The sequence below is a fragment of the Yersinia similis genome (genome assembly GCF_001053095.1).
GTDB classification, from domain to species: domain Bacteria; phylum Pseudomonadota; class Gammaproteobacteria; order Enterobacterales; family Enterobacteriaceae; genus Yersinia; species Yersinia similis.
The window spans coordinates 26,675-48,680 of the sequence record NZ_CGBP01000010.1 but is presented as its reverse complement, the minus strand read 5'-3'; the positions used below and the strand labels follow the sequence as shown (position 1 = coordinate 48,680).

Here is a 22,006-nt window from a genome sequence, read left to right as displayed (position 1 = left end):
GGCTTACTCTTAACCTCCCAATATTAAGATTTTATAAACACGTCTATTCTGTTAACACGGCAACCATCAAATTGGGCTTACTGAAAACATGTGCTTATCAGACCGTTTTCTGGCTGATTAAACTGTGATATGGATCACTATAAATAATGTTACAACAGGCTGTTACCGGATACGTGAGCAACATCGACTTGCTGGTGGGTAAACATCGCATATTGCGGGACGTTTCGTCACTTCTTGGCAGTGTTTAAGATTAACATATTGATAATAAATTAATTTAAGATTAAGCCGTACGGCTGTTATTGTCTTTTTAACCGGTAACATGCTTTTCATTAAATCGAGTTATCAGTGCGTACCTCTTCCTTGGGAACGGATCTGTAATATAACGACACTGGGTTTTAATCAATATCGTTTTTACATGCCGATTCATTTTGGGAGCCAAATTTTGGGTTAAAAATGACTCCGCCTATAGCTGCGTTTTATGACTTCAGTTACGCCACCTGGACTTCAAATATTTCACCGCCTCCTCCGTCTGGGGCTGACGGAGAAACGCTTCCCTGAACAGAATCGTTCCGCTGATTTCCGGCAGCGAGTCATTGAGATCCAGTTGTCTCTTTAGCTCAGGCACTCCGCCGTCCATGGCCCAGTCAGGTTCGGACTGGGAGGGTTGGCCGACCTTGTATAACGCGACGCCGATATACAATTTGGTGTGGGTATGCCTGACGGTATCTGCCCACCATTTTGCCAGCGTGTCATATTTGACCTTTTTTTGGCTATGAGACCAGTAAAGTTGCGGCGCGATATAATCCAGTAAACCGTCCTGCACCCATAAACGGGTATCGGCATATGCGGTATCGTAAGAAGGGATACCTGCCTGTGTATCAGACCCTTGAGGATCATCTGCCTGATTTCGCCAGACTCCCGCCGGGCTGACACCAAACTCAATATTCGGTTTAAGGGACCTGACGGTTGAGGAGACCTGTTTTATGAGCAACAGCGTATTGTTCCTGCGCCAATTGGCCTTATCGCTGAAGGGCTGCCCATATTTCTGGTATGTGGCATCATCATCAAGTCGGGATGACGGAGTTTCATAATAGAAATAATCATCAAACTGTACGCCGTCGATGTCATAATTTTTGACCAGTTCGGCAACAATATTGGTGATCCAGTGACGTACCTCGGGCAACCCCGGATCGAGAACAAACCGGCCATTGGCTGTGCGTATCCAATCTTTATGCAGGGCGTAGACACTGGCTGGCGAAGAAGAGAGCGTGCTCTCAAGTGATGCAATGGTTTCCGGCCGGGTATCCATTGAGACACGGTAGGGGTTCAGCCACGCGTGTATCTTAAGCCCTCTTTTGTGTGCTTCAGATACCGCAAATGCCAGAGGGTCATAACCGGGATCCTTACCTGTTACACCGGTCAAAACATCCGACCAGGGAAGAATGGCTGAATGATAAAGTGCGCTCCCGTCAGGCTTTACTTGAAAGAAAAGGGTATTGACGCCGGTTTTCACCAAGTCATCTAACGTATCTGTCAGTTCTTTCTTTTGCGTGCTGATTCTGAGCGGGTCTGAGCTAGCGCTAACTGATGAAAGTGAAGGCCAGTCAAGTCTGAGCACGGTGGTTAGCCAGACGCCACGTACTGGCTCTTCTTGCCCTGGTTGACTCAGGGGTTTCTCTGGCACCCGCGGATGCCCACAGCCTGCGAGTAATAATGAACAGAGCATCAGGCTAATGAATCGGTGGCTTCCTTTCAGATGTAACAACATGACCTATTCCTTAAATGCGGGGGATGCAGAATTGATTGATCCCCTTTAATGGGTGTTTTGGCTCAGAGGCCGTTGGGATATGACTCTGAGCAGGCTCTTTGTCAGGGGCAGTGGCTGGCACAAAATGATGTCTTCATTCATCAACGTCTTATCCCGTATTCCCCAAAGTGCTGAATTTATCGGCATGATTTTACATGATTTTTAGGTAATAGCGGTATGGACAACATTTTTTAGCATATCATTGAGCAGTAAAATGGATGCTTCTACCCTCGAAAAATACGGGTGTGCCCCCCTCCAGGGGGGTAACCGCCGTAAAATGCTTTCTTTAAATAATTCTAACTGCAATGGTTGTCAGTGAGAGAGCGTGACTATCTGGTCATGAGCTGTCACGGGAAAGAGCGGAACGAATGCTCAATAAACCTGTAACCAATGCGCCGTTAAAAGCGGTATTTCTCAATAAAGGTTTGATGAAGCTGGTGGCGCTGAACTTCTTCTACCAGACTGGGGATTATGGCTACTTTTCTGCTTTCCATGTGGGATGTGGTCGCGAGTTGTTTGGAGCGTTACGTAAACAGCTTTCTGGTGCAGAGGAGGGGGCGTGTTGTATTTCATCGGGATTATCTCCCTTGCTGCCTTCCTATAACTCGAATTATTTTGGGTATAAGATACCTTTTTCACTCATGGAGAATGCACATGAACCGAGATAATGAACCACAAACCTCGTTAGAGGATGATCTGGCTATGTTGACCGATACACTGGAAGAGGTGCTGCGCTATTCCGGTACTTTGGCTGATGAAAGCTATCAGGAAATTAAAGGGCGTGCGGAGAAAGCATTAAAGGAGGTCCAAAGCCGCTTGAGTGACCCTGGTGGATGTAATATCAAGCAGATAAAAGCCATTGCCTGCTGTACTGATGACTATGTTCGTCAGTACCCGTGGTGCAGCGTGGGTATCGGTGCGACTTTTGGACTGATTATTGGGTTATTAGTGGCTCGCCGCTAAACCGTTTTTGCGTTTGCTTACGTTGTGGTTACTGGCCCTTAAGTGGGCCAATTTTATCGTAAATATAATAACCACGTTGATAATAAATACCCACCTTACTCATCATTTATTATTCATTTTTACAAAACCCATTAATTTCATATATCATAATATTATTTATTTATTTTTTTAAATGTTGATATTCGACTCGATGTAACAGATTAAATAATGATTAACATCAACTCGCTATATTTTTTTATTTTATTTATCAATGCAAGAATTATTCTAATTAAATATTTTGCTCTATCCTATTAAAGCGACGAAGTGTGATTTTATTTGCATGGTATTGGTGTGGTGGTTAATTAATTACCCATTAAATTAATGTCTTTAATAAAGTTTATACTGTGTCGGTTTAATGTTATTTGTTAATGAGTTAAGTTATTTTTCTATTGGGTTTTTAGGCTGAGAAATGGCTTGGCTCTCTATGTCACCTTTATTTAAAATGGGTGAATATCGTAAGCGTGAATAATATACTTAACATAAATGTCATAAGGAACTTATCATGAGTAATACTTTGGATCTATCGGCATCTGCTGGCACCCCCTATCAAGTTAAATTTGTTAATCACTCATCCTCTGCCTGGACTGTTTTTTTATATCAAAAAATGCCAAATCAACCCTCGGATGTCTTTTCTTTGGCTTGGCAAGCCTCGCCATTTAAAGTTGCACCTAATAGTTTCTTTACTTTTAAATGGTCAATTAACTACTCATTTGTATGGGGGAGAACCGGGCATCTCACTGACGGGGTTCTTTTTGAAGCGGGTGCTATTTTGGATGCTGATCCCACCAGTCATAATCAGGTGACGTTTGATACTGCTGATAACACACCAACTTTTAGTAATCTATCAACCGCAGGGCAAGCGGGTAAATTGACGATTATTGAAGGCGGTAGCATGCCAAATAATGTTTATTCGACGGGGATTGGCATGTCCGGGCAGGGCACCTTTGCCCAGCAAGTATTAGCCAATACAACTCAACTCTATACGCCTGAACCCCTCTATTTTATTGCTGCGGGTCAGGGGGTCCAGATGGGGCAGGTGTTGGCACAAACGGTGACGAACAGTAATGAGCTGAAATACTCGGGTAATATATATTCATTAGTCGCCACATTGGATGAAACACAGCAATGGAATGTCATACCTGCTTAATATAATCAACCTCATTGGAGTTGCAGCAGTGTCAGCGTTTCTCTTGGGCCGGATCACGGGTGTCAGCGCGCTTCTTGGGGCTCACCTTATAGACTAACCTAAATACGGTTCCTGGCTAATTTGTGGTTCGTTTACTGCCTGCAACTCCAGATAAGATGAGTATTGAAAGATAAAATGAGTATTGACGCCGGGCAAACCATTTGCGTTGCGGCGGGAATGCCGCTTGCCAGATAGTTGGTAAGGTAGATAGTTGGCAAGGTAGATAGCTGGCAAGGCAAATAGTTGGTAAGTCGGTAGCCAGGTGCGGTCAAGCTTTCACTCTCGGCGCTATAAATCGCGTTGTCATTAACCTCGATAACTCTTTTTTAGTATACGAAATCATCAATATCAAACATTAGTGTGATAAGTAACAATAACTTTTCAATCCGACTTTTCTTATTATTATCGCCCCGTATAATCCCACTCTTTCTGTTGATTTACCGAGGTGGTCGTGAAACAACTTTCTGGTTTGTTGGGTGAATTGCGACAGAAATTATGTGCCAGTTTCCCGGAGCAGGCGGGTATTCAACAACTTATTTTGCCAGCTCCCGGCTCGGTGGGCCGCCAATTGCTAGAGTGGTTAACGGCTCAGGCTCACTTTCCTCAATTTTATTGGCGTCACCGTGACAACCATGAAGAAGCTGCCGTCTGCGGGCAAACCCGCTCATTTGCCGATGTGAAAGACGCCGATGACTTTATTCAGCAAAACCCTGATGCCAATGGGCTGCGTATTTGGGGCCTCAATGCATTTGAACCGGTGATGGCATTCGGGCAACCAACAAATAATGGCTTGGTCTGTGGGCAAAACCCTCAAGCCAGCTTTCTTTTTTTACCGCGTATTGAAATATTACGCCGGGGTGAGCAAACCTCTCTTACTCTTAATTTGAGCAGCGATACCTCCCTACAAAAAGATGCCTTACGGGCCATCGAGTTTATTGACCAATTGATGGCAGCCCGCGCTCTACCTGTGTTGAATGCGCGTATTCAGCACGCTAGCCATACACCGGAATATCCGCAATGGCGCAATCTGATACAACAAGCGCTAAATGATATTGAGCAGCAAAAGCTAGACAAAGTGGTATTGGCACGGACCACGGCGTTGACGCTGAATAAACCTCTTTCGTGCGCTGCGTTTATGGCCGCCAGCCGACAGGTCAATCATCGTTGTTATCACTTTATGTTACGTTTTGATGATCGGCAGGCCTTTCTGGGTTCCAGCCCCGAACGGCTCTATCTACGCCAGCAGTTACATTTAGAAACCGAGGCATTGGCGGGAACCGTCTCCAATATTGATAGCGACCCACAGGCTGCGGTATTGGCAGATTGGTTGATGCATGATGAAAAGAATCAGCGCGAAAATTTATTGGTGGTAGACGATATTTGCCAGCGCTTGCAAGGTGGGGTGACCGCCGTGGATGTGATGCCGCCAGAAATTATCCGGTTGCGCAAAGTACAGCATTTGCGCCGCCGTATCTGCGCGCAACTCAGCCGGGCCAGTGATACTGACTGCCTGCAACGCCTGCAGCCGACTGCGGCGGTGGCGGGGTTACCCCGTGAGGCAGCGCGGCAGTTTATTGCCAAACATGAGCCATTTTCCCGTGGCTGGTATGCGGGTTCTGCCGGTTATCTGTCGCTTAAACACACTGAATTCAGTGTGGCCCTGCGTTCAGCACGAGTCGATGGGCAGCAGATTCACCTGTATGCCGGGGCGGGGATCGTGGCCGGTTCTGATGCGGAACAAGAGTGGCAAGAGATCGATAATAAGTCAGCAGGTTTACAAAGCTTGTTGGAGCACGAAGCGCAGCCCGTTAAAGCCTAAAATGCCGCAATTAACCGCACTTGTTATAGGGACGGATTGTCGCCCCCATGTGGGCGGTGTAGACTGTCAAACAGGAGCCACAACTCGGCAAGTATTAGCCACTTGCCCTGTATAGATCGGTAAAACTTTAACCATAAAGCGGTCACTGCGGGTTTTTCAAAGGTAACGTTTCTTTTTATCTTAATTATCATGGCCGTAGCGTCTGTTAACTGACTTTTGAGCAAACCATGTCGACAAGTGTTTTTAACCGTCGTTGGGCGGCATTGCTACTGGAGGCTTTGACCCGCCACGGTGTGCGTCATATCTGTATTGCCCCTGGGTCTCGCTCCACACCGTTAACGTTAGCGGCTGCCGCTAATCCGTCGTTGGTTTGCCATACCCATTTTGATGAGCGCGGTCTGGGCCATCTGGCTTTGGGGCTGGCGAAGGCCTCAACAGAACCAGTGGCCGTCATTGTCACCTCGGGTACGGCGGTGGCTAATCTTTATCCTGCGCTAATCGAAGCGGGTTTAACGGGTGAGCGGCTGATATTATTGACCGCTGATCGCCCACCGGAGTTAATCGATTGTGGTGCCAATCAGGCGATACGCCAGCAGGGGCTGTTTGCCAGCCATCCTACCCTAAGCATTAATCTCCCCAGACCGACGCCCGATATTTCTGCCCGTTGGTTGGTTTCTACACTCGACAGTGCCATGGCGCAATTACAACATGGCGCTTTGCACATTAATTGTCCTTTTGCTGAACCGCTGTATGGGGGAGATGAGCAACAGTATGCCGACTGGTCTGCCTCGCTGGGCGATTGGTGGCAGGATTGTCACCCATGGTTGCGCCAAACCTGTTATCAACCATCCCTTTATCACCCCTCCCTTTATCAACCACAGGCACAGCAAGCTGACTGGTTTTTCTGGAGGCAAAAGCGTGGAGTGGTGATTGCCGGGCGGATGAGCGCGGAAGAAGGCCAGCAAGTGACCGCATGGGCTGCAATGCTGGGTTGGCCACTGATTGGCGATGTATTGTCACAAACCGGTCAGCCATTGCCTTGTGCTGACTTATGGCTGACGCATCCAATGGCGCAAGAAACCCTCGCTCAAGCACAGATTGTGTTGCAATTCGGTTGTGGTCTGACCAGTAGTCGCCTTTTACAATGGCAGGCAGAATGCCAGCCACAGGAATACTGGCTGGTGGATAGCGTACCAGGTCGCCTTGATCCTGCTAACCATCGTGGCCGGCGCATTATTTGCCCGGTGGGCGAGTGGTTGAGTCGGCACCCAGCGCAGCGGCATACACCTTGGGCCATGGAACTGGCGGCGTATGCGGAAAGTACACAAGCACAGGTGATCGAGAAGCTGGCTGGCCAATTCAATGAGGCCGCTGTGGCGCATCAACTCACTGAATTATTGCCGGATAACGGCCAACTCTTTGTTGGCAACAGCTTGATTGTCCGGCTGATTGATGCACTGGGGCAGTTACCTGCAGGCTATCCGGTTTACAGCAACCGGGGGGCCAGTGGTATCGATGGTTTACTGTCAACCGCCGCCGGTGTACAGCGTGCGACGGCGAAGCCAACATTGGCTATCGTCGGTGATTTGTCCGCCTTATATGATCTTAATGCGTTGGCACTCTTACGTCAGAGTTCGGCCCCTATGGTGCTACTGGTGATCAATAATAATGGGGGGCAGATCTTCTCTTTATTGCCAACCCCAGAGGCCGAGCGCCAGCGTTTCTACTGTATGCCACAGGATGTGAACTTCGAACACGCAGCGGCTTTGTTCAGCTTAGGTTATGCCCGCCCCAATAGCTGGCTTCAGCTACGGGAGCTGGTGCATCAATGTTGGTTACGGGGGGGAACCACTCTGATTGAAGTACAGGTGCCATCAAGTCAGGGGGCTGAAACGCTGCAACAATTAATACAACAGGTGACATTAATACCGCAGGTGGCCCCATGACAACATTGGCTTGCCAGAGACTGTCCCCGCATCCGGGATCGCCCTGCCATCAACACGCCGGGCCTTGGTTGGTTTGGTTACACGGCTTACTGGGCAGCGGGCAAGATTGGCTGCCCGTGGCACAACTGTGTGGCGATTATCCGTCATTGTTGATCGACCTGCCAGGCCATGGACAATCCGTTTCCCTGAGCGCCGATGGTTTTGCCGATATCAGTCACCAGTTGTCACAAACATTAAGGGCTAACGGTATTCGCGAATACTGGCTGGCCGGCTACTCTTTAGGCGGTAGGATTGCGATGCATCACGCCTGTTATGGTCGCCATCATGGCTTGCAGGGGTTATTAGTTGAAGGGGGAAACCTTGGGCTGGAAAACGCTGAATTACGTCAGGCACGGTTGCAACAAGACCGCCAATGGGCGCAGCGCTTTCGCCAGGAGCCTCTGTCGCAAGTATTGGATGATTGGTATCAGCAGGCGGTATTTGCCGATTTAGATCCGCAGCAACGTGAACAACTGGTGTTATTACGGGCCGATAACCACGGTCCGGCAGTGGCCGAGATGCTGGAGGCAACGTCACTAGGGCATCAACCGTGGTTGTTACCAGCCCTGCAACGACTCAACATCCCTTATACCTATCTGTGTGGTGATCGTGACCCTAAGTTCCTGCAATTGGCACATCAATATCGATTGCCATTACGCACGCTAGCACGCGCCGGGCACAATGCCCATCGGGCGAATCCCGGTGCTTTCGCTGCACAGGTGCTGTCATTTTTGTCACAGTCATCATTTTCATCATTATCTCGTTAAAGGAATGCTTACTATGCTTTATCCGAGCGAAGAACAATTGTACGCCGCCATCGACTGGCAGGATTGCTCCGCCGGATTTGAAGATATTCGTTATCACAAATCCAACGATGGTATTGCCAAGATCACCATTAACCGCCCACATGTACGTAATGCGTTCCGCCCATTAACCGTTAAAGAGATGATCCAGGCGCTGGCCGATGCCCGTTATGACGACAATATCGGTGTGGTTATTTTGACTGGTGAAGGTGATAAAGCCTTCTGTTCCGGTGGTGATCAGAAAGTGCGTGGTGATTACGGCGGCTATCAGGATAACAGCGGCGTTCATCATCTGAACGTACTGGATTTCCAACGTCAGATCCGCACTTGTCCAAAACCGGTGGTCGCGATGGTGGCCGGCTATTCTATTGGTGGCGGGCATGTGTTGCATATGATGTGTGATTTAACTGTTGCGGCAGATAATGCGATTTTTGGTCAGACAGGACCTAAAGTTGGCTCATTCGACGGTGGTTGGGGGGCGGCTTATATGGCGCGTATTGTCGGCCAGAAAAAAGCGCGGGAAATTTGGTTCCTGTGCCGCCAATATGATGCTAAACAGGCTCTGGATATGGGGCTGGTTAATACCGTGGTCCCACTGGCAGAGCTTGAAAAAGAAACCGTGCGCTGGTGCCGTGAAATGTTGCAAAACAGCCCGATGGCACTGCGTTGTCTGAAAGCGGCGCTGAATGCGGATTGCGATGGTCAGGCGGGTTTGCAGGAGTTGGCCGGTAACGCCACCATGCTGTTCTATATGACCGATGAAGGGCAGGAGGGGCGTAACGCATTCAATGAAAAACGCCAGCCGGACTTCAGCAAATTCAAGCGTAATCCGTAATGCGTACGGCTACCCTTTACCGCTACAGCGTACCGATGGAAGCGGGGGTGATACTGCGTCATCAGCGGTTGAAAAGCCGCGATGGGTTGCTGGTCAAATTACAGCAAGGTGAATTGAGCGGCTGGGGCGAAATCGCCCCGTTACCGGAATTCAGTCAGGAAACACTGGATCAAGCCCAGGCGGCGGTAGAGCGTTGGCTGCAACATTGGGTCAGTGGTGCCGAGTCTGATAACCGCTTGTTGCCCTCCGTGGCTTTTGGCCTCAGCTGTGCGCAGGCGGAACTGAGCCAAACCTTGCCACTGTCGGCTAATTATCGCAAAGCGCCACTGTGTACCGGTGATCCTGATGAGCTGTTTGCGGTACTTCAGGCATTGCCGGGCGAGAAGGTTGCGAAGGTGAAGGTCGGGTTGTATGAAGCGGTGCGTGACGGCATGATCGTCAATCTTCTGCTAGAGGCCCTGCCTGACTTGACACTGCGGCTGGATGCCAATCGCAGTTGGAGCCGGGCGAAGGCCGATGGGTTCGCAAAATATGTCAATCCGGCGCTGCGTTCGCGTATTGCCTTTCTGGAGGAACCGTGCAAAACCCGCGCTGAATCCCGCGAGTTTGCTCAAGATACCGGTATTGCTATTGCCTGGGATGAAAGTGTGCGCGAGGCAGATTTTCAGGTAGAAGCCGAGCCGGGAGTGGCGGCGATTGTTATCAAACCAACCCTGGTGGGCAGTATTGCTCGCTGTCAGCAACTGGTGGAACAAGCGCATCAGGTCGGTTTGGTTGCTGTTATTAGCTCCAGTATTGAATCCAGCCTGGGTCTGACGCAATTGGCACGTTTAGCCGCTTGGCTGACCCCCGGCACGGTTCCGGGGTTGGATACGCTGGATCTGATGCAGGCGCAAGTCGTGCGGCAGTGGCCAGATAGCCCGTTGCCATTGATGACGACTGAGCAGTTGGACGTGGTATGGCACCGTTAGACTATCCGCCTTGGGAGCATTGGCCTTGGCAGCATTGGGCCAATCTGCGGCCTCAGGCGCTCGCTATACGTTCAGGAGAGCAACGGATCAGTTGGCAACAATTAGCCTATGATACCGATGCATTAGCTGCGTCTTTTCAACAGCAAGGTGTGGTGCCGGGGAGCGGCGTCGCCTTGCGCGGTAAAAACAGTTATACCCTGCTATTGGCTTATCTGGCGGCATTGCAGTGTGCCGCTCGCGTTTTACCGCTGAATCCGCAATTGCCGGATGAGTTTTTGGCGCAGCGCCTGCCAACGCTGGATATTCACTTTATGCTGAATTTAGCCACCCCGTTGCCGCCACACTTCACTTTTATTCCGCTGGTTTCCGGAACGGTTGATCCGGCGGCAGTGATCCCGTTAGCGTGGGATCACCAACGGTTGGCGACGTTGACGCTGACCTCAGGTTCCTCCGGCTTACCAAAGGCCGCGGTACACTCGCTGGGCGCACATCTGGCTAATGCTGAGGGGGTATTGGCGCTGATGAATTTCACCGCCAACGATAGCTGGTTGCTGTCGTTACCCCTGTTTCATGTATCAGGGCAGGGGATTGTCTGGCGTTGGCTGACTGTGGGGGCGACACTGGTGGTACAAGAGAGCGTGCCACTGGTTGAAGCCTTGGAGGGGTGCAGCCACGCGTCATTAGTTCCCACTCAATTATGGCGTTTGTTGGCGAATGCAGACAGCCCCTTGACGCTGAAAGAGGTATTGTTGGGGGGCGCGATGATCCCAACCGAACTGACGGAACAGGCCGAGGCTCAAGGTATCCGTTGTTGGTGTGGCTACGGCTTGACGGAATTGGCATCAACGGTCTGTGCCAAGCGTGCAGATGGGCGACCTGGTGTCGGTGTTGCGCTCGCGGGCCGTCAGGTGAAACTGGTAGACGATGAAGTCTGGATAAAAGCCGATTGTTTGGCTACCGGTTACTGGCAGCAGGGGCAATTACTGCCACTCACGGACAGCGACGGGTGGTTCCATACTCGAGATCGTGGTAGGTGGCAGCAAGGTGAATTATGTATTATCGGGCGGTTGGATAATCTGTTTTTCAGTGGTGGCGAGGGGATCCAGCCAGAAGACATCGAGCGAGTTTTATTGCAGTATTCAGGGGTACAGCAAGCCTTTGTTATTCCTGTTGCTGACGTTGAATTCGGCCACCGGCCAGTGGCGGTCATTGATGCTGTTGATGAGGTGGATGTCGTGGTTTTAGCTGATTGGTTGGCCCCACAATTGGCGGTATTCCAGCGTCCCATTGCGTTTTACCGACTACCCACATTTTTGCAGAGTGGCGGGATTAAGGTCTCAAGGCAACGACTTGCTGACTGGCTGCAACGGCAAGTATGAAGGGGATAAGATTGACGAAAAATATATCATTTCAGGCAGACTCAGCCCAGTTTATGGTTAACGAGAGACCCATAGGGGAAAGGCCGCACCATGGATTACAGTAAAATTATCAAAGAGGTTGGGCGCGGTAAGAACCATGCCCGTGATCTGGATCAGCCAACCGCCTATGCACTGTATAAAGCCATGTTGGCAGGGCAGGTACCCGCATTAGAATTGGGCGGCATCCTGATCGCTTTTCGTATCAAAGGTGAATCAGAGCAGGAAATTCTGGGCTTTTATCAGGCGATGCAAGAGCAGGTGATGTCACTACGCGCCCCGGTGGATCGCCCATTACCGGTGGTGATCCCCAGCTACAACGGCGCTCGCAAACAGGCCAATTTAACCCCTTTGTTGGCACTGCTGCTGTCGCGTCTTGGTTTGCCGGTCGTGGTCCACGGTGTGACGGAAGATAGTAGCCGGGTTACCAGTGCGGAAATTTTCCAACAACTGAATATTCCATGGTCTCTAAGTGCGCAAGAAGCTCAACAACGCTTAGATAACGGGTTGCCTGTCTTTATCCCCGTCTCCGCACTGTCTATGCAATTGGATCAGCAATTACAACAACGCTGGCGTATGGGGGTTAGAAACAGTAGCCACACGTTGGCAAAGCTGGCAACACCGTTTATTCATGATAAAGCGTTGCGCGTTGCCAGCGTCTCTCATCCTGAGTATATGCAAAAAGTGGGGGGGTTCTTCCAGGCGATTAGCGCTCCGGGGCTACTGCTACAGGGAACCGAAGGCGAGGTTTATGCTAATCCACTGCGCTGCCCACCGATTCATTGTATCAATGATGGCGAACAGACAATTTTACTCGATCGCTCATCAGAACCGGTGGTCCCTGAGTTACCGTTATCGAAGGATGCCGTGGTTACGGCACGTTGGATTGAAGGCTGTCTGGCCGGAGAGCAGCCTATTCCAGACTCGATTCTAAAACAGTTAGCATGTTGTCTGGTCGCTTCAGGACAGGCTGATTCTATCGAACTGGGGTTGCAACAGATTAAATCGTGTAATTTTACTGCTTAACAGCCAGAAAAAGCCTATCAGAAATGAACTGATGGGCTGAGGTTATTGACAAAGTGCCCGCGACGGAGAGAACAGGCAGATCGTAAAGACGCCGTAAATACATCCATGTAGGCTCGAGCCGCGCCATCCTTGGCGCGGACTCTTTACTCCTCTGCCTATCCTCACCGTTCAAGATCGCGTCATCGGGGTTTGTCAGCAGTCTGAGCCCATCAGAAATGAACTGATGGGCTTTTGTATTTCCGTGGTGTTGGCGGCTATTTATTGCATCGCTGACATGAGTCAGTTTATTGGGATGCGTTCACTTGCTGCCTTGCTACAACGTCAAGCTATTTGGCGGCAGTTGTTATTAGTGAATTAGTTATTATTAGTCGATTATTTATAAATAACAGCACTACCGTGCATCAGGTTGTTACCTGTTACAGACGTGATAGTGAAGGCTTTTGCACCGGCAGCATCTGCTTTCTCTGCCAGTTGTGCTTTCAGGCTGCTCAAGCTGGTTGCACCGTTAGCGGTGATGACACCCACTTGTTCTAACTGTGCCGCTTCTTGGCTGTTCACATAATTGGCAGCGAAACTACCGAAAGAAAGAGTAGATAACGCGATAACTGCAACGAAATTTTTGATGTTTTTCATGGTGTAATCCTATTCGATTTTTAAGATTGAAAGGGCGTTCCCTTTCGATATAAGCTATGTTACTCCTTATGCTAAATTTTAAAACCGGATAGAATTGAGTAAATCAATCAAATTATTTGAACTTCAAGGGCGGGATTACTTTGCCCTGAATGGCTAACCGATAATATCCAGACGATGGGCCAGCAGCGGATCATAATGTTGTTTTACATTGGCAGCATAAAGGCCATTAGTGGCGTAGAACCTATTCACCGTACACCCGTTTAGCCGTAATTTATGCTATCTTACGCGCCAGAAAATGCCTATCAGAGAGTCAGTACGATGGAAAATAAAAAAGTATTCCCCAAAGAAAAAAGCGGATTGCATCCCCGAAATCGTCATCGCTCACGTTATGATTTTGATGCTCTTTCAGTGAGTTGCCCTGAGCTAATCCCTTTTCTGGCCCCGACCGCCTATGGTGATATTTCTGTCGATTTTGCTGATCCATTAGCGGTAAAAATGCTGAATAAGGCATTATTAAAACACTTCTATGGTATTGAGTATTGGGATATTCCAGCCGATTCTTTATGTCCTCCCATTCCTGGGCGTGCCGATTACTTGCATCATCTGGCCGATTTATTAGCCAGTTGCAATGGCGAGGTGATCCCAAAGGGCAAAAACATTGCGTTGCTGGATATTGGCGTCGGCGCTAACTGTATTTATCCAATTATTGGTCAGCGGGAGTACGGCTGGCGCTTTACCGGTACCGATATTGACTCACAAGCGCTCAGCGCGGCAAAAATGGTGGTGTCGATGAACCCGACCCTGAAAAATATCTTGCGCCTGAAGCAGCAAAAAGATCCACAAGCTATTTTTGAAGGGGTGTGGGCAGTGAATGAGCGTTACGACGCGACACTGTGTAACCCGCCATTCCATGGTTCAGCAGAAGAAGCGGCGGCCACCACTCGCCGTAAATTGCACAAACTGGGGAAAAATGAAGTCGCTGTAAAGCCAGTACAGAACTTCGGTGGTAAAAACAGTGAGTTATGGTGTGAAGGTGGGGAAGAAGGGTTTGTCAGCCGCATGGTGGCAGAGAGCGTGGCGAAAGCGCAGAATTGCTTCTGGTTTACCTCATTGATTTCCAAGAAGGCCACGTTACCGGCGATTTATCATGCTCTAAGATATGTAAATGCGGTTGAGGTGCGCACTATTGAGATGGCGCAAGGGCAAAAAGTCAGTCGGTTTGTGGCCTGGACGTTCCTGACGCCAGAGCAGCAAGCCGAGTGGGTTGCAGAACGCTGGGCATAACGTTTCCACTATATATCTGTGACCGCGATAAGCCAGCGACCACGATAAGTCAGTTACCGTGGTTAACTAACAAGCATGGCGCAACGCTATGGATTAAGGCGAGACCCGGCAGTATTCAATAGGGGCTAATATTGAATACTGCCTTAAAAGAATTCCCTCTGGATACCATTTTATATTTCCATTTTTATTTCTGTTATCACAGGGTAATAATCTGCGTTAATTTGCTTTTTTATAAAGAATTATTTTTATTTCTTTTAGAAAACCTACCTGTTAATTCCAATGTTTTAGTCTAGTCTAATTAAGACACACTCAAAATCATTAGCATATCTAATCAGTGTGGTACCAAGTTCGAAGGCGATAAATCTTAGCTGGCACCCTAGCTGACAAGATTTGAAAAACAGTAATTATTGTGATTTTTGTCGTGTTTACACCTTATTATCTCAACTATTTTACCGTCCAGGGTGAAGAGTAAAATCTGAAGAATATTTCATTAAGGAGGTTATTGACAAAGTGCCCGCGACGGAGAGAACAGGCAGATCGTAAAGACGCCGTAAATACATCCATGTAGGCTCGAGCCTCGCCATCCCTGGCGCGGACGCTTTACTCCTCTGCCTATCCTCACCGTTCAAGATCGCGTCATCGGGGTTTGTCAGCAGTCTGATTAATATTTCTTTTCGGGTAAAGCATGTTGATAAGCATTCCTTCTGTTTGCTGCTCAATCATTCATCATAAGGACTTAACCTATGCTGTTTAATTTCCGCTCATCTCATGCCCCTTGGCGTGCCGAATTGACCTCGATTGATAATGCTGTCCCCATGATTATTTTTAAACCTGATGGCACGGTAATCCAGGCGAATAAGTTATTTTTAGATGCCATGGGATACCAGGAGAATGAGGTGGTTGGAAAACATCACAAAATATTTTGTGATCCGCAATACGCCGCCAGTGACGCTTACCGCCGCCATTGGCAATTGCTTAATGAAGGGCGGCCAATTAGCGATAATATTAAGCGTATCCGCAAGGATGGCAGCGTAATTTGGTTACAGGGAACCTATACGCCTGTCGTTGATCGCGATGGTAACGTGATGGAAATTATTAAAATTGCCAGTGATGTCACCGAGCGTATTTTACAATCGCAGGAGCACCAAAGCTTGCTGAAAGCACTTAATCGCTCAATGGGGATGATTACCTTTACCCCCCAAGGCATTATTTTGGCTGCCAATGACAATTTATTAAATGTTATTGGGTATTCATTGGCAGATATTCAGCATAAATCTCATCAGATGCTCTGTCTGCCTGAGTTTGCCCACTCCGAAGAATATCACCAGCACTGGCAGCGTTTGGCCCGTGGTGAATTTATTATTGGCCGCTTTGAACGCCTTAATCGCCGTGGTGAACGGGTATGGTTGGAGGCCAGTTATAACCCGATTATGGATAATGAAGGGAACGTTCTAAAAGTGGTGAAAATTGCACAGGATATTACCGCATTGATGCTGCAACAGGAGCAGGAGGAGAATCTGATCCGCGATGTCCATTATTTATCATTGACCACTGACCGTTCCGCTTCACAAGGGGCTGAAATTGTTCAGCAGGCGGTGCGTGGTATGCAAGAAGTGGAATCTATTGCGCGTGAAACCTCTGATGTGGTTAGCGATTTGGGCCGTTGCTCGCAAGAGATCGGCAGCATTGTGGAAGCTATCCGCAAAATTTCATCACAAACCAATTTATTGGCTATCAATGCCTCGATTGAAGCGGCTCATGCCGGTGAACATGGGCGAGGGTTTTCTGTGGTCGCGAGTGAAGTCCGCTTGTTGGCTGATCAATCGCGCAAGGCGGCGAGTGAAATCGAGCAAATGACCAAAACCATTCAGAATGGTGTCGCCGCCGCGATCAAAGGGATGGGAACTTGTGTTGAGCAAGCGGGGGACGGGGTGATACTGACACAAGATGCTGGTGAGGTGATTAATCTGGTCAATGTGGGTATGCAAGATGTGGTGAAATTGATGACCGCTTTTTCTCAGGTAAAAAATCAGCGGGCGCCAGGGTGACAAGTGGTGGCTATTTCTATCAAAGGATAAGCGATAGCAAAGGGTCAATTGATCGCAAGGGATAAGTGATCGATAGCGTATAAAAAACTGGCGGGTATCAATAAGATATCCGCCAGTGTGATTTTTAGCCAATACTAAATTGAGCTAACATTTACTTGAATTAACATCCCATTGAGTAAATATTAAACTGCGAGTCAATATTAAACCGCAGATCAGGAAACGTGTTGCAGGAATTCCCGTAAACGTTCGCTGGGCGGATTGGAGATTAAACTGTCTGGAGCACCATCTTCTGCTATCCGGCCTTTATCAATAAAGATCAGGCGCGATGCCACTTTCTGAGCAAAGCCCACTTCGTGAGTGACGATAACCATGGTCATGCCCTCTTCGGCCAAATCTTTCATAACCGTCAAGACTTCATGGCGTAATTCCGGGTCCAATGCCGATGTGGGTTCATCGAACAACATCAGCTTAGGTTTTACCGCCAGCGCACGGGCGATAGCCACACGCTGCTGCTGGCCGCCGGACAGTTCCGCCGGATAATGGTGGGCGCGATCTTCTAGCCCAACTTTAGACAACAACGCGAGAGCCTGTTTTTTTGCCTCTTCCTTGGATGTGCCACGCACCCGTGTTGGACCAAAGGCGACGTTTTCCAAGGCAGTCAGATGCGGAAACAGATAAAACTGCTGGAATACCATACCCGCTTCCAGACGGATTTGACGCTCATCGACGTGAGGGCTATTAACATCCAAGCCATCGACAATCAACTGACCGCTGGTAATCACTTCCAGCTTATTGATACAGCGCAGTAGGGTCGATTTACCTGAACCGGATGGGCCAATAATAACCACCACTTCACCCTGGGTGATATTCAGATTGATATCGTGGAGCACCTGAATTTTGCCAAAGTGTTTGGAGACGTTTTTGAAGTTAATCATATTATTTTCAGTTTTCTTTCTAGCCGACGGAGAACGAAGCTCAGTGCCAGCGTGATAATCAGGTAGATCACCGCCACCGCGCTCCATATTTCCATAGCGCGGAAATTACCGGCAATAATCTCCTGACCCTGACGAGTCAGTTCGGCTACGCCAATCACGATAAACAGTGAGGTGTCTTTGATACTGACGATCCATTGGTTGCCTAGCGGTGGCAACATGCGGCGCAATGCCAGGGGCGCAATAACGTAAAGCAGAGTTCCACGTTGGGAGAGACCGAGTGCCAAACCGGCTTCACGGAACCCACTGTGGATAGAAAGCACCGCACCACGGGTGATTTCCGCGATATAGGCACCGGAGTTAATGATGATCGTCACAACGGCGGCAGAGAAAGGATCGATACGTAGTGGCATCATCATGGGTAGCGCGAAGTAGATAAACATCACCTGCACGACAATGGGTGTACCACGGATCAACTCAATAAAGACTAAGGCGATATTGCTGCTCAGCCAACCCCCATAAGCGCGGGCAAGACCGGCTATCACCCCAATAATCAGGCCACCAAGTAGCCCCAGGACGGAAATCCATAGGGTTAACTTGGCGCCTTCAAGCAGAAGTGGGATGGCGGGCCAAATAGCGCTCCATTCAAACTGCATGGATATTCTCCTGATATAAATACGGCAAAATAAATTACTTAGGTTCTACGCCGAACCATTTTTTATAGATTTCAGCGTAAGTGCCGTCTTCTTTCAGAGATTTCAGTGCCGCGTTAACTTTTTCACGCAGGTCACTGCCTTGAGGGAATGCAACACCGTACTGTTGAGCTTTAATCGACTCACCTACTGCTTTGAACTGGCCATTACCCGCGGTTTTGATGAAGTAAAGAATATTCGGCGTATCATGTAAAACCGCATCTGCGCGGCCAGTTCCTAATTCCAGATAGGCGTTATCGATATTCGGGAATTGGCGTAAGTCTTTGGTCTTGATATTAGCTTTGGCATAATCCACTGAACCGGTGCCGCTTTTCACTGCCAACACTTTGCCTTGCAGATCGGCCTCACTTTTAATGTCATTATTATCGGCTTTTACCATGACCAATAGGCCACTGTTGTAATAACCATCAGAAAAATCAACGGCTTTTTTACGTTCATCGGTGATGGTAATGCCAGCCAGCGCCAGATCGACGTTCTTCGTTTGCAGCGCCGGAATGATACCGCTGAAATCCATTGGTTTTAGCGTGTACTTCAGATCCAGTTTTTTCGCGATGGCATCCCACAAATCGATATCAAAACCAACGTATTTATCCCCTTGTTTGAATTCAAACGGAACGAAAGCGGTGTCTGTAGCAACAATTAACTCTTTTTCTGCGGCGTAGGCGCTAACAGCAAAGGCCAGTGTAAGTGCGGCCAATGAAACTTTGACAAGTGACTTCATAAGTGGGAGTTCCTTTGTGCTTTTATGGAGATACCCTCTTTTACTTGAGATTGCAGCGCGACAAGCGGTACCACTCACTTATCCAAGTTACTGATATATTCGTCAGTTCATCGGGCATTACGTGTTTACCGCTTGGTTGCAACACCAATTACTTTGGGTATAGAGGTCCGCTTTTTATATTTCACATAACAATATGAAAAGATCGTGCCATAAATACAACATACTAAAAAATAACAGATTTGTCCTAAGTGATTAGCTTGCAATTACTTAGCTGGCATAGGTTGCACTAACGCGGATCACCAAAAAGGTGCGATGGCGTCATTTTGGTGCAACCAATCCATTATCTACTAATTATTAGCGCGGTAGTCAACAACAAACCATCGATACATAACATTAATTTAACAAAGATGTCGATGACGTCTAATTTTCTTATCAGTACCGAGAAATTTCAGCCAATTCTGATTTTTAATCTCTGCCCAGAGATTAAAAAAGACAGGGGAGAAGATAGGATAAAGAACCACAAACTGATGATATATACCGCCAGTTTGTGGTTAATAATAAAATACTCAGTATGGAAAAAACGCGTAGATCGTATATGCAGCCCCGCAGGGTGAGCCTCAGGGATGAGGCTCATTAATCCCCAGGAGCTTATTTATTTAGGGTCAAGACAAGTAAGTGACTGGGGTGAGCAAGGGCAGCTAACCCCCTGCATCTTGAGGGCGACGGGTATATAATGATTAACGCTCCTCAAGCGGGTAGCTACGGAAACTCCATAAACCCAGTGTTTTCAGGCCATCGCGATAAATACCCTGTAGGTCGGCTGGGCTTGTTTTCTGTAATTCACTTAAGGGTTTATCCAGAGCCGCAATGGTCAAGAAATTAATATCGTGGGGACCACTTTCCCAACTTGCGATAGTGAATAACGCATCGGCACGACGAACATGGCTTCCTGAACTAATAATGATTGCATTTTTAATTCTATGCTTAGCCAAGGCATAACGACTATATAACGCATTTTCGACGGTAGAGCGTGCATAATTATCCTGATAAATACGTTCAGGTTTAATGCCTTTTTTAATTAACCAATCTGCCATTAATTTACCTTCAGTTTGGTTATTTTGCGGCACGCCTCCCGTCACAATAATTAACGCATCTGGCAACTGTTTGGCAATTTCTAACGTTTTTTCTAAACGCTGAATAAGAACATCATTCATCGTACCATCAGGATTTAGCGCATAGCCTAAGGTGACAATGGCATTTTCACCTTGTGTCGCTTTCAACTGCGCCAACTGTTGTGCTGATAAGGTATCTGAAATCGGCATAGTTGCGGCTTTATCGATAACTGCATAAAACTGTTCAAGTTGTTGTGCTTTTAGCGGATTAAGCCGTTTTAATTGTTCGAAATAGGTTTGGCTTTCTGATGTTTGGCCCGCAAAACGTGACCATGCAGAGAGATAAATCAACGCGTCAATATCATCCGGCGCATCTTTTAAAATATCTTTATAAATCGCTAATGCTTTTTCAATATTGTTATTATAAATATATGCGCTTGCTGCACTAAATAGGAGATCAACACGGTATGGCTCTAATTGGTGTGCTTGTAATAACTTCTGTGCAACCACTTCCATATTTGAGGGTAATTTACCTGTAAACCCTGCACCTGAAATTCGGGTGGGATTTTTAAAGGCTTGTTGTGCTTGATTGATCAGTAAGTCAACGGTCTGACGCTGTGTGACATAATTCTCGTAGCGTTCCTGAGGCTGAGCGACATCGGTTAGCGCTACGCTGGGTACCGAAAACGCCAAACCGATGGCCAATACTAAAAGCTGCCCAGCACGAAAATGTTTTAAACAATTTTTTTTCATTATTTATTCTCCATGTTAAAAATATAATCTGTATCAGACGTATAACTTATGTCATTAAAATTTATTGGCAACGGCAGGGTTGCAAGTGATTTTTTAAAAATTATTTATTTCTCGCTACCTTAGTGAATAATGCTAATGAGGAAACATTAACACCTCTCTAAAATAATCTCTCTATTGAAAAGAGATATTTATAGGTTCTGTCACATTAACAAGGAAAGAGTGAACAACGAGACCCAAAATAATTCGAGTCACAGGAGGGCGGCAAGCAGGGCCGGTTAACGGCCCTGCTCAGCGTAATAGAAGATTACCAACGGTGTGATCATTCAATATTTGACTCGATAAACCACAAAAATTTATCCAGGTCACGGGAAGCGGCAGTAAACATGTCCGCACTGTTTTCATCTTCAACTTCGGTTATCGCTTTACGAATATCGTTTGCTACTATCGCATAGCGCTCGGCTAATGCTTTTAGGTGCTCTTGCACGCTATGAATATTGGTCGGATAGCTCTTTAGCGGGGTTTTATCATTAATGACCTGTGCGGTACCCAATGCAACGCCACCGAGTTGTACAGCACGCTCGGCAAAGGTATCCAGATGGTCGGTAAGGGCAGTACGGAAGCCATCCAGCATTTCATGGACCGCAATAAAGTTAGCACCGCGCATGTTCCAATGGGCCTGTTTGGTGATAAGCGACAAATCGATAAACTGAATGACCATTTGGTTCAATCGCTTAATCGTAGCAACTTTAACATGTTCCTCAACGTCATTACGGGTATAAAGCAGTTCAGAGGGCTTTGTTTTTACCAGTTTTGCTGTGCTCATAATGGATATCCCCTTATAGAGTTGGTTATCTGTCTTTCACTGGATTAAGTATAACAAAGGTATTTTATTTTGCAGGTCAGATACTGCCTATCAAATTAATCGTTTGCTATTTCAGTCTAATTTAACAAACTATTTGAA

Annotated in this window: 21 protein-coding genes and 1 pseudogene; 13 read left to right on the top strand and 9 right to left on the bottom strand. The window is 47.7% G+C overall.

The window, feature by feature from the left end; genetic code table 11:
• Positions 1-484: 484 nt before the first annotated feature.
• Positions 485-1,768 carry a glycoside hydrolase family 10-like protein gene (locus AC971_RS09475; RefSeq protein ID WP_025384298.1) on the bottom strand — a complete coding sequence of 428 codons (1,284 nt, stop codon included), beginning with the start codon at positions 1,766-1,768 and terminating at the stop codon, positions 485-487.
• 342 nt (positions 1,769-2,110) lie between these two features.
• Between AC971_RS09475 and AC971_RS24255 the strand changes: the two are divergent.
• From AC971_RS24255 to ybiB, 10 genes and pseudogenes are all read left to right on the top strand, one after another.
• Positions 2,111-2,286 (top strand): annotated as a pseudogene (locus AC971_RS24255) (MFS transporter); the annotation flags it as partial.
• Between the two features lie 175 nt (positions 2,287-2,461).
• The gene (locus AC971_RS09465) at positions 2,462-2,770 is read left to right on the top strand and encodes a DUF883 family protein (RefSeq protein ID WP_025384296.1); all 309 of its coding nucleotides are present in this window, start codon (positions 2,462-2,464) and stop codon (positions 2,768-2,770) included.
• Positions 2,771-3,311: 541 nt separating this feature from the next.
• Positions 3,312-3,956, top strand: a complete 645-nt coding sequence (locus AC971_RS09460; RefSeq protein WP_025384295.1) for a hypothetical protein — start codon at positions 3,312-3,314, stop codon at positions 3,954-3,956.
• A 490-nt stretch (positions 3,957-4,446) separates the two neighbouring features.
• The gene (menF, locus tag AC971_RS09455) at positions 4,447-5,814 is read left to right on the top strand and encodes an isochorismate synthase MenF (RefSeq protein WP_025384294.1); all 1,368 of its coding nucleotides are present in this window, start codon (positions 4,447-4,449) and stop codon (positions 5,812-5,814) included.
• Positions 5,815-6,041: 227 nt separating this feature from the next.
• Positions 6,042-7,760: a 2-succinyl-5-enolpyruvyl-6-hydroxy-3-cyclohexene-1-carboxylic-acid synthase gene (menD, locus tag AC971_RS09450; protein ID WP_025384293.1), complete on the top strand. Its 1,719-nt coding sequence runs from the start codon at positions 6,042-6,044 to the stop codon at positions 7,758-7,760.
• Positions 7,757-8,566, top strand: coding sequence for a 2-succinyl-6-hydroxy-2,4-cyclohexadiene-1-carboxylate synthase (gene menH / locus AC971_RS09445; RefSeq protein WP_025384292.1), 810 nt, complete (start codon positions 7,757-7,759; stop codon positions 8,564-8,566). The genes menD and menH overlap by 4 nt, the downstream gene beginning before the upstream one ends.
• A 13-nt stretch (positions 8,567-8,579) precedes the next feature.
• A complete protein-coding gene (gene menB / locus AC971_RS09440) occupies positions 8,580-9,437 on the top strand; it encodes a 1,4-dihydroxy-2-naphthoyl-CoA synthase (protein WP_025384291.1) in 858 nt (285 codons plus the stop codon).
• A complete protein-coding gene (gene menC / locus AC971_RS09435; protein WP_025384290.1) occupies positions 9,437-10,408 on the top strand; it encodes an o-succinylbenzoate synthase in 972 nt (323 codons plus the stop codon). The genes menB and menC overlap by 1 nt, the downstream gene beginning before the upstream one ends.
• Complete coding sequence (menE, locus tag AC971_RS09430) at positions 10,396-11,787, top strand: o-succinylbenzoate--CoA ligase (protein ID WP_038402299.1); 1,392 nt, start codon at positions 10,396-10,398, stop codon at positions 11,785-11,787. Before menC ends, menE begins: the two co-directional genes overlap by 13 nt.
• 90 nt (positions 11,788-11,877) lie before the next feature.
• A complete protein-coding gene (gene ybiB, locus AC971_RS09425; RefSeq protein WP_025384289.1) occupies positions 11,878-12,849 on the top strand; it encodes a DNA-binding protein YbiB in 972 nt (323 codons plus the stop codon).
• 17 nt (positions 12,850-12,866) lie between these two features.
• Here ybiB and AC971_RS24670 read toward each other — a convergent pair whose 3' ends face one another.
• Positions 12,867-12,956: a gluconate 5-dehydrogenase gene (locus tag AC971_RS24670; RefSeq protein ID WP_197090728.1), complete on the bottom strand. Its 90-nt coding sequence runs from the start codon at positions 12,954-12,956 to the stop codon at positions 12,867-12,869.
• A gap of 116 nt (positions 12,957-13,072) precedes the next feature.
• Between AC971_RS24670 and AC971_RS25500 the strand changes: the two genes are divergently transcribed.
• Positions 13,073-13,207 (top strand): hypothetical protein, encoded by a 135-nt coding sequence (locus tag AC971_RS25500; protein WP_072084338.1) that lies wholly within the window; start codon positions 13,073-13,075, stop codon positions 13,205-13,207.
• A 14-nt stretch (positions 13,208-13,221) separates the two neighbouring features.
• On the opposite strand, the gene bhsA is transcribed toward AC971_RS25500, so the two are convergent.
• Positions 13,222-13,482: a multiple stress resistance protein BhsA gene (bhsA, locus tag AC971_RS09420; RefSeq protein ID WP_025384288.1), complete on the bottom strand. Its 261-nt coding sequence runs from the start codon at positions 13,480-13,482 to the stop codon at positions 13,222-13,224.
• A 318-nt stretch (positions 13,483-13,800) separates the two neighbouring features.
• Between bhsA and rlmF the strand changes: the two genes are divergently transcribed.
• A complete protein-coding gene (gene rlmF / locus AC971_RS09415; protein ID WP_167330756.1) occupies positions 13,801-14,766 on the top strand; it encodes a 23S rRNA (adenine(1618)-N(6))-methyltransferase RlmF in 966 nt (321 codons plus the stop codon).
• Positions 14,767-15,210: 444 nt separating this feature from the next.
• Here the strand turns inward: rlmF and AC971_RS24250 are convergent, their stop codons facing one another.
• The gene (locus AC971_RS24250) at positions 15,211-15,330 is read right to left on the bottom strand and encodes a gluconate 5-dehydrogenase (RefSeq protein ID WP_071825527.1); all 120 of its coding nucleotides are present in this window, start codon (positions 15,328-15,330) and stop codon (positions 15,211-15,213) included.
• Positions 15,331-15,509: 179 nt separating this feature from the next.
• Between AC971_RS24250 and AC971_RS09410 the strand changes: the two genes are divergently transcribed.
• Positions 15,510-16,814, top strand: a complete 1,305-nt coding sequence (locus AC971_RS09410; protein ID WP_038402297.1) for a methyl-accepting chemotaxis protein — start codon at positions 15,510-15,512, stop codon at positions 16,812-16,814.
• A gap of 212 nt (positions 16,815-17,026) precedes the next feature.
• Here AC971_RS09410 and glnQ read toward each other — a convergent pair whose 3' ends face one another.
• From glnQ to dps, 5 genes are all read right to left on the bottom strand, one after another.
• Positions 17,027-17,749 (bottom strand): glutamine ABC transporter ATP-binding protein GlnQ, encoded by a 723-nt coding sequence (glnQ, locus tag AC971_RS09405; protein WP_025384285.1) that lies wholly within the window; start codon positions 17,747-17,749, stop codon positions 17,027-17,029.
• Positions 17,746-18,402, bottom strand: a complete 657-nt coding sequence (glnP, locus tag AC971_RS09400) for a glutamine ABC transporter permease GlnP (RefSeq protein WP_025384284.1) — start codon at positions 18,400-18,402, stop codon at positions 17,746-17,748. The genes glnQ and glnP overlap by 4 nt, the downstream gene beginning before the upstream one ends.
• Before the next feature lie 34 nt (positions 18,403-18,436).
• Positions 18,437-19,180: a glutamine ABC transporter substrate-binding protein GlnH gene (gene glnH, locus AC971_RS09395; protein ID WP_011192648.1), complete on the bottom strand. Its 744-nt coding sequence runs from the start codon at positions 19,178-19,180 to the stop codon at positions 18,437-18,439.
• 737 nt (positions 19,181-19,917) lie between these two features.
• Positions 19,918-21,045: an ElyC/SanA/YdcF family protein gene (locus AC971_RS09385; RefSeq protein WP_025384282.1), complete on the bottom strand. Its 1,128-nt coding sequence runs from the start codon at positions 21,043-21,045 to the stop codon at positions 19,918-19,920.
• A gap of 319 nt (positions 21,046-21,364) precedes the next feature.
• Entirely contained in the window at positions 21,365-21,868 is a 504-nt protein-coding gene (dps, locus tag AC971_RS09380; protein WP_025384281.1) for a DNA starvation/stationary phase protection protein Dps, read from the bottom strand.
• Between the last annotated feature and the right edge of the window lie 138 nt (positions 21,869-22,006).